The sequence below is a fragment of the Waltera acetigignens genome (assembly GCF_025567015.1).
Lineage (GTDB): Bacteria > Bacillota > Clostridia > Lachnospirales > Lachnospiraceae > Acetatifactor > Acetatifactor acetigignens.
On record NZ_JAOQJO010000003.1, the window covers coordinates 91,037 to 97,632 of the forward strand.

General features: G+C 45.9%; 10 protein-coding genes. All 10 read left to right on the forward strand.

The annotated features are described in order from the left end of the window. Positions 1 to 114 precede the first annotated feature (114 nt). Entirely contained in the window at positions 115 to 1,275 is a 1,161-nt protein-coding gene (locus OCV96_RS04640) for a Fic family protein (RefSeq protein WP_118538865.1), read from the forward strand. 126 nt (positions 1,276 to 1,401) lie between these two features. Beyond that, a complete protein-coding gene (locus OCV96_RS04645; RefSeq protein WP_118538814.1) occupies positions 1,402 to 1,956 on the forward strand; it encodes an RNA polymerase sigma factor in 555 nt (184 codons plus the stop codon). Between the two features lie 47 nt (positions 1,957 to 2,003). Beyond that, positions 2,004 to 3,248: an SMP-30/gluconolactonase/LRE family protein gene (locus OCV96_RS04650; protein ID WP_118538816.1), complete on the forward strand. Its 1,245-nt coding sequence runs from the start codon at positions 2,004 to 2,006 to the stop codon at positions 3,246 to 3,248. Between the two features lie 106 nt (positions 3,249 to 3,354). After that, entirely contained in the window at positions 3,355 to 3,489 is a 135-nt protein-coding gene (locus tag OCV96_RS04655) for a hypothetical protein (RefSeq protein WP_262593662.1), read from the forward strand. Between the two features lie 50 nt (positions 3,490 to 3,539). Beyond that, positions 3,540 to 3,659 (forward strand): hypothetical protein, encoded by a 120-nt coding sequence (locus OCV96_RS04660; protein WP_243026404.1) that lies wholly within the window; start codon positions 3,540 to 3,542, stop codon positions 3,657 to 3,659. 24 nt (positions 3,660 to 3,683) lie between these two features. Beyond that, a complete protein-coding gene (locus OCV96_RS04665; RefSeq protein ID WP_118538820.1) occupies positions 3,684 to 3,938 on the forward strand; it encodes a hypothetical protein in 255 nt (84 codons plus the stop codon). A gap of 24 nt (positions 3,939 to 3,962) precedes the next feature. Then, the gene (locus tag OCV96_RS04670; protein WP_262593663.1) at positions 3,963 to 4,586 is read left to right on the forward strand and encodes an immunoglobulin-like domain-containing protein; all 624 of its coding nucleotides are present in this window, start codon (positions 3,963 to 3,965) and stop codon (positions 4,584 to 4,586) included. A gap of 15 nt (positions 4,587 to 4,601) precedes the next feature. Continuing rightward, a complete protein-coding gene (locus OCV96_RS04675) occupies positions 4,602 to 5,030 on the forward strand; it encodes a hypothetical protein (protein ID WP_118538824.1) in 429 nt (142 codons plus the stop codon). Positions 5,031 to 5,074: 44 nt separating this feature from the next. Continuing rightward, entirely contained in the window at positions 5,075 to 5,596 is a 522-nt protein-coding gene (locus tag OCV96_RS04680) for a hypothetical protein (protein WP_118538826.1), read from the forward strand. Positions 5,597 to 5,696: 100 nt separating this feature from the next. After that, a partial coding sequence (locus OCV96_RS04685; protein WP_317239285.1) for a M56 family metallopeptidase occupies positions 5,697 to 6,596 on the forward strand: 900 nt, incomplete at its 3' end.

The window sequence follows — 6,596 nt, forward strand, 5'->3', positions numbered from 1 at the left end:
TTTTTGATTTCCGCAAAAATCTCTACAAAAATGTTTTGGTTTATCGTTATTTTAAGATATAATAAAAATAGTAGCAGGAAAACTAAGATAGTGATATATAGCGGGGAAATGAATATGGACAAAGACCCATTTAAAGAATATCTGAGAGAATCCGAACCGAATAAAGCAACAAAAGGGTATGTGTGGAGCACGGCGGTTGGACTTCAGGCAGTAGATGGTCTGAAACCCTCGCAATATCTGATTGACACTGCAATTCAAAATATTGAAGGTAAGATCACGCTAAAAGAGGCACAGAGTCTTATAGAAAGCTATTACAATGAGAGACCTGTCCGTGTATCAGATAATGAACGCACGGAAGAAGCAGATAAAGTTTCCAGCCGTATTGCGGAGCTCCTTTCCGAAACGGCGTTTTCCTTTTCACCGAATGAGTATATAGCTATTCATCGTAAGCTTTTTCGTGGAATATATAAGCATGCCGGAAAAATAAGAGATTATAATATTACGAAGAAAGAATGGGTGCTTGATGGCGCAACGGTCGTTTATGGGAGTGCTTCAGAACTGCGTGCTACATTGGAATATGATTTTTCGCAGGAAAAGGATTTTAGTTATAAAGGACTTTCGATAGAAGAGAGCATTCATCATCTGGCTTTGTTTGTATCAAGGCTATGGCAAATTCACATTTTTGGTGAGGGAAACACAAGAACCACAGCGGTTTTTTTCATAAAATATTTGAGAACACTTGGTTTTTTTGCAACAAATGACATTTTTGCGGAAAATGCATGGTATTTCAGAAATGCACTTGTCAGGGCCAATTATACGAATTTACAAAAAGGAATTCATGAGACAACGGAATATTTGGAACTCTTCCTCAGAAATATGCTTTTAAATGAACACAACGAGCTGCACAATCGAAATATGCATATCAGTGGACTTTTAAAGGATACAAAAGTGGACATTGGAACTTCAAAAGTGGACATTGGAACTTCAAAAGTGGACATTGGAACTCAAAAAATGGACATTGAAACATCAAAAGTGGACATTGAAACAAGATTGGCTGAAAAAACGCTGAATTTTTCAACAAAAACAATTATGCATATCCGTGTATTATATGAAAAATTCGGAGATTGTCAGTTTTTTGGCAGAGGAGAGGTTATGGAATTGCTTGGGCTGAAAAGTTCAGGCGCTTCTAAAATAATATCCAATATGGTACAGGCTGATGTAATCGAACCGGTATCCGGGCATGGAAAAGGAAAATACAAATTCAAAGAGTTATAGAGTATATTGGATTTAAAGGCATCGGAACATCCGGTGCCTTTTTTTAAAATACAGGAACCTTTTTACCGTCCGGCGACTCATATAGTATGAAGCCGGCGAAGAGAAGGAGGTGTTACTTTGTCAGTTATGACAAAAGAGGAATTTGTGCGGGAAGTGCGGGGCTATACCCTGCATATGTACCGACTGGCATATTCTATTCTGAATAATAGTACGGATGCGGAGGACGCTGTCAGTGAAGCGGTGCTGCATGCCTATGAAAAATTAAGGACACTGCGGGATCCGGGCAGCTTTAAAAACTGGATCTTACAGATCACGGCAAATGAAGCGAAAAAGATTTATCGGCAAAATAAGCGGACCGGTGCGGTGGCATGGGAAGAGAATCTGTCCCCGGCATTTTATGACGAACACCATGAACTGTGGGATGCTGTCATGCAGCTGGATGGCGGATACCGGGATGTGATCGTACTGTTTTACTATGAACAGTGCACAATCCCGGAGATCAGCAGGATATTGGAATGCAGGCAGGGAACCGTAAAATCGAGATTGTACCGGGCGCGGATGGAGAGCATGAATCATGAAAAACTGGAAACATATTTTTCCGGGTTGCAGGATGCAGATGTTGCAGCGGATAGCTACAGCAGACCGCTTACGGACGGCGAAAAAACAGGCTGGAAGAACTGAGGCAGGCCTATCTGGAGGAAGGATATTTCCCCCAAAAGGAACTTGCCATGCTTGATAGTCCTGAAAAATACAAAAAGGGCGTGGCTTTCTATGCAGCGCGGAGTACATTTTTCCTGCCGGAAGAGGAAATGACGGAGGAGGAACTGTTGGAGCTGATCGATTTCCGTGAGAAGAGAGATTATAGTCTGGCGAAAATCACAGAAGAGATCGAGGCGGGCGACTATGAATATGTGAAGACGGAAGATAGTGCATTACCGGGTGATATGTCACAGGAGAGCGGATCGCAACAGACACAGGGCGCAGGAGAGGCAAGTGTAGTCCCGGGGGCAGATACGGCAGCACAAGAATGGCAGGTCGCCTATGAGGGAGAACTCAGTATCCGGTGTGCTGTGGCGGCAGAACAGGGGCTGTATGTCGGTGGGTTCACCATGGAAGGGAAAGCACGGGTGGAATATCTGGCTTACGGCAGCGGGACCCCGGAAAAGTTTTATGATGATTTCGATGAGGACGGCGAGGTGTATAGCCTGTGCATCGCACCGGACGGAAGTGTCTATGCGGCATTGCGCGGACTGGCATCTCCGGGAGCGGAACATGGCCGGCTGCCTGTGATCTACCATATCAGTCCGGAGGGAACGCTTCTGGACTGCTTTGCGGCCGGAGACCGGGAGTGGAATATTGTAGATAGTATGGCAACGGATGCACAGGGCAGGCTGTATACACGAATGAGAATGCAGGAGGATGGCGGCTATGTGCGGATCTACACGGCAGAGGGAGACCTCATCGGAACGATGGCGGATGATGGTGTGTATGCTGTGCAAGGTGCCGGAGCCCTGGGACAGGGAAAGGACGGAAAAGTCTATGCAGCAGCACTGGCAACGGAGAATGTGACAGCAGAGGATGACCCTGTGACATTAGTGTCAGTAGACCCGGAGAGGTTGTGTTTTCTACCGGTGCAGGGGGATGCAACGGAGAATGCGAAGGCTGTTCAAAGCACAGGGACGATCTACCAGTGGAATATGGTGGCAGCAGGTGTGAGTGATGGCTCCGATTTTATCCTGTGGGGATACAGCGGCGTTGATACCTACCGTTTGGAAGATGCGGAATTTACCAGAGCGCAGGAAGTCTGGGAGATGCCCTGCGGTACGGAAGGAACCTGCGCGGTAATCGTTCCGGATGGCCGGATACTCTATATCGGAGCCACAGGCGGTGTGCAGGGACAGACGGCAGCCGGCGTGGACATCTCCGGAAAAGACCCGGCGAAGACATATTTTTATTATGAACCGCTGAAGTAACAGAAAAAGCTATAATGAGATGGGTTGAGCGAGTGGAAAATGGGAAATTTCCACTCGCTCTATTGTGCCTATAATACGTTATCATGTATAATGAAAATAAGAATAAATGGCAACGAAAATGGTCACAAAGCAGTCGAAAGAAAACGAAGTATATATGAAAAAAACAACTTTAGAAGAAAAATTAGGATATAATCAAAAAGGAGCCAAAAAGGAGCTAAAAATGGAGCCGATAGAAAGATAGATATATTATATCAAATGGAAGAAAATCCAGAGGTAACGCAGGTTAAACTTATGGAGGGATTTGATCTTTCAAGAAAACAAATTCAAAGACTTATAAAAGACATGCGAGAAGAAGGTTTGGTTGAAAGACGTGGTTCTAATAGAAACGGGAAGTGGATTGCAAAGAAGTAAATAACAGGAGAGATTTTATTTGGCATGATGAGTGACGAAAGATGTATGAAGAAAATCAACGTAAAAGTGACGTTTTTTCTTAGCTTAATTGCGGTTGTGCTGTTGACGGCAGGTATCCTGTGCGGGCGTGAGGTCTGGCTGTATGAGCACCCGGAGATCCGGATTACCTTTAGCTGCGACAAGAGAGAAAATATATATCGCTCTTATCCTTTTTGCGTTATTCGTGGCAGATCTCATATCGGACAGGGATATGCGGTACGTTATGATGAGGAAATATAGCAGTTCCGGGATGCAACAGGGGAAGTGTTTCAATGGATTAACGAAAAGTATGATTCCCCATTATCCGTGTCATCGGATGTAACAATAGGTGAAGGAAAAACGGTGATCACTTTCTGGGGAACAGGGAAATCTATTGAGACCGGAGAGATGGAGGAAATCAACCGGGACTGCGTGCTGGAGTATGAACTGGACGCAGAGGTGTTACATTTGGAAGAAACACCGGAGCTGGTAGAAAACGTTTGGGATCCGAAAGAGAAGGGGCAGCAGGGACAGGCGGAGACGATTTATGATCCGGAAGCAGGTGTAACGGCGACTTTGCGGGATATTTCCAATGTGGGTGCTAATCTTATCATCAGACGTGAGGATGACGATGACGGGGCAGAGGTGATCTATGGAGAGGCTTATATTCTCCAACGGCAGGTAGACGGAGAGTGGCAGGATGCAGAGACGGTGCCGGATAATTATGGCTTTCCAATGGTGGGCTATAATGTCCCCGGTGGTGAGGAAGCCTCGATCTACTATAATTGGGAGTGGCTCTACGGAGCACTGGAACCGGGAAAATATCGAATGGTCTGGGATGTCTCAAGAAAAGACAGCGGTTCGGCAAGCGCACAGACATACCGGGAGCATATACGTTTTCGACTTTAGAGAGGGGAAAAGCTAATGAAGAAAAAAGTATTATGGATAATAGGGGTATGTATCATACTAATCAGTATATGGGGTATCAGGGAAATTTATTTGTACAACAATCCCGAAGTAATCATCACATATAGCAATGAAAACACAGAGGAATCACATCGCTCTCTTCCAGTCTATGCGATAAATCCAAAGTCAAGATTTGGGCAGGCAGCCCGCTACGACAAGGAGATGAAAGACTGGTGGGAAGCCACAAATGAAGTAAACCTATGGCTTCATAATGACTTGAAAGCACCCATGGATGTGTCATCCACAGTTGAAATTATGGATGGAACCGCGAAGATTACCTATCAGGGAACGGCAACTTCTTTAGAGAATGAAAATGTGGAGATATACAAAGAGGTGGTGATTGATTTTCCGGTGTCCGCGAATCTGGAAATTGAGAAAACAGAGTAAAATAGAGATGTCTGAAAGGTCCGAAAGGAAACGGGGGAGTGTGTATGAAGAAAATTAATGTAAAAGTAACGGTTTTTCTTAGTGTGATCGTATTGGCAGTGATAATCCTTTTACTGAATTTTATTGAATTCCGCAAGACGTTGGATTTTACGGCATCGGGAATACGGATGCTGAAGGAAAATGCGTCCGGAAAGCAGGAAGAGGTACAGGTAGATGTCAGTGGAACGTATTCTTATCGCGTATTGCCCTGGATTTATGCAAGTTCTTTTAACGGGAAGATATCCTTTGCAGGAGAGGGAGAGGAGCCACAGGATTATTTCTTTCTGTACGGGGGAAGAAAAGGCGTTTTCCAAAGTGGGAGAGGTGCCGGACAGATCCTGACGCCGGATATGAGCACGTGTGCAGCAATTTATGAGGCAGTGCAAGGTGTGGAAAAAGGGATGATTTCTGCCACCGCAAATTCGGCGGAAGAGAATCAGATATTCTATATTTTGTACCCGGCGACGACATTGGAAGAAGCGTATGAAATATCCGATGTATTGTATCCCGGAATGTTGGGAAAATAGATTTCTTGCTTGACAGACAGGTCGATAGAATGTAGACTATGCTTATAAAGTCTATATTCTATCGACTATCGATGGCTGGTGCAGCAGAGCGGAGGGGCTTATGGGTGAGAACATCTACAGAATATTTGACGTTGTATGGAAATTAAGTCTGGTAGGAGGATACTGCGTATTGCTGGTGCTCCTGGCCAGACTTTTGTTGAAAAAAGCCCCCAAATGGTGTTCTTATCTGCTGTGGGGAGTCGTATTTGTGCGCTTGTGCTGTCCGGTGTTGCCACGGACGGGGATCAGTCTGATTCCGGAGCGGCTGCTGGCGGTTGGAACGGAGACGATGTACGGACAGTCAGCAAACGGCTATGGTAATAATGGTGTGCTTCCAGATGTGGATCCTAACGGACAGAGCAGTTGGCAACAGGCAGGAAATTTGCATGCCGGGACGGCAGGAAATATGCCGGGAGCCGCAGGATTAGCGAACGAAAACAGAAATGTTGCGAATGCAATCGATAACGAAAGCGATGCGAATGCATTCGGAACAGACGGAGCCGATGGAAGCCAGGTAGCAGGTAATGCTGTAGATGGTGGCTGCTTAGCTGACAACCGGGACAATGCGGACGGGGCTTTGCAAATCACAGGAGCAGAAAACGGAAGCAGTGGTGCAGCCATGGAGGAATCGGTTACCGATACAAATGGCACAGCTGTCGCAAACACACTGTATCGCCCGGTAGGTTTCCGTGTCATTGCAATGGTATGGCTGTTTGGAATGGCAGGATTTATGGGGTATCATGCCTTTTCCTACCTGCGTATGCGTAACCGGCTTCACAGACCTGACGGCGGTGTCAGACAGGTGGAACCGGGGATCTGCGAAATCGACGGTGGGCATCTGTCCTTTGTCATGGGACTGGTGCATCCGGTGATCTATCTGTCTTCGGGCTTAGATCCCGAGAGCAGAAACGTTGTGCTGTGCCACGAGAGAGTGCATTTGCAGCGCAGGGATTATCTCTTC

Bases quoted from the DNA above. Each gene is read 5' to 3' on its own strand.
- OCV96_RS04640 (WP_118538865.1), top strand. From the start codon at position 115: ATGGACAAAGACCCATTTAAAGAATATCTGAGAGAATCCGAACCGAAT.
- OCV96_RS04645 (WP_118538814.1), top strand. From the start codon at position 1,402: ATGACAAAAGAGGAATTTGTGCGGGAAGTGCGGGGCTATACCCTGCAT.
- OCV96_RS04650 (WP_118538816.1), top strand. From the start codon at position 2,004: ATGCTTGATAGTCCTGAAAAATACAAAAAGGGCGTGGCTTTCTATGCA.
- OCV96_RS04655 (WP_262593662.1), top strand. From the start codon at position 3,355: ATGGCAACGAAAATGGTCACAAAGCAGTCGAAAGAAAACGAAGTATAT.
- OCV96_RS04660 (WP_243026404.1), top strand. From the start codon at position 3,540: ATGGAGGGATTTGATCTTTCAAGAAAACAAATTCAAAGACTTATAAAA.
- OCV96_RS04665 (WP_118538820.1), top strand. From the start codon at position 3,684: ATGATGAGTGACGAAAGATGTATGAAGAAAATCAACGTAAAAGTGACG.
- OCV96_RS04675 (WP_118538824.1), top strand. From the start codon at position 4,602: ATGAAGAAAAAAGTATTATGGATAATAGGGGTATGTATCATACTAATC.
- OCV96_RS04680 (WP_118538826.1), top strand. From the start codon at position 5,075: ATGAAGAAAATTAATGTAAAAGTAACGGTTTTTCTTAGTGTGATCGTA.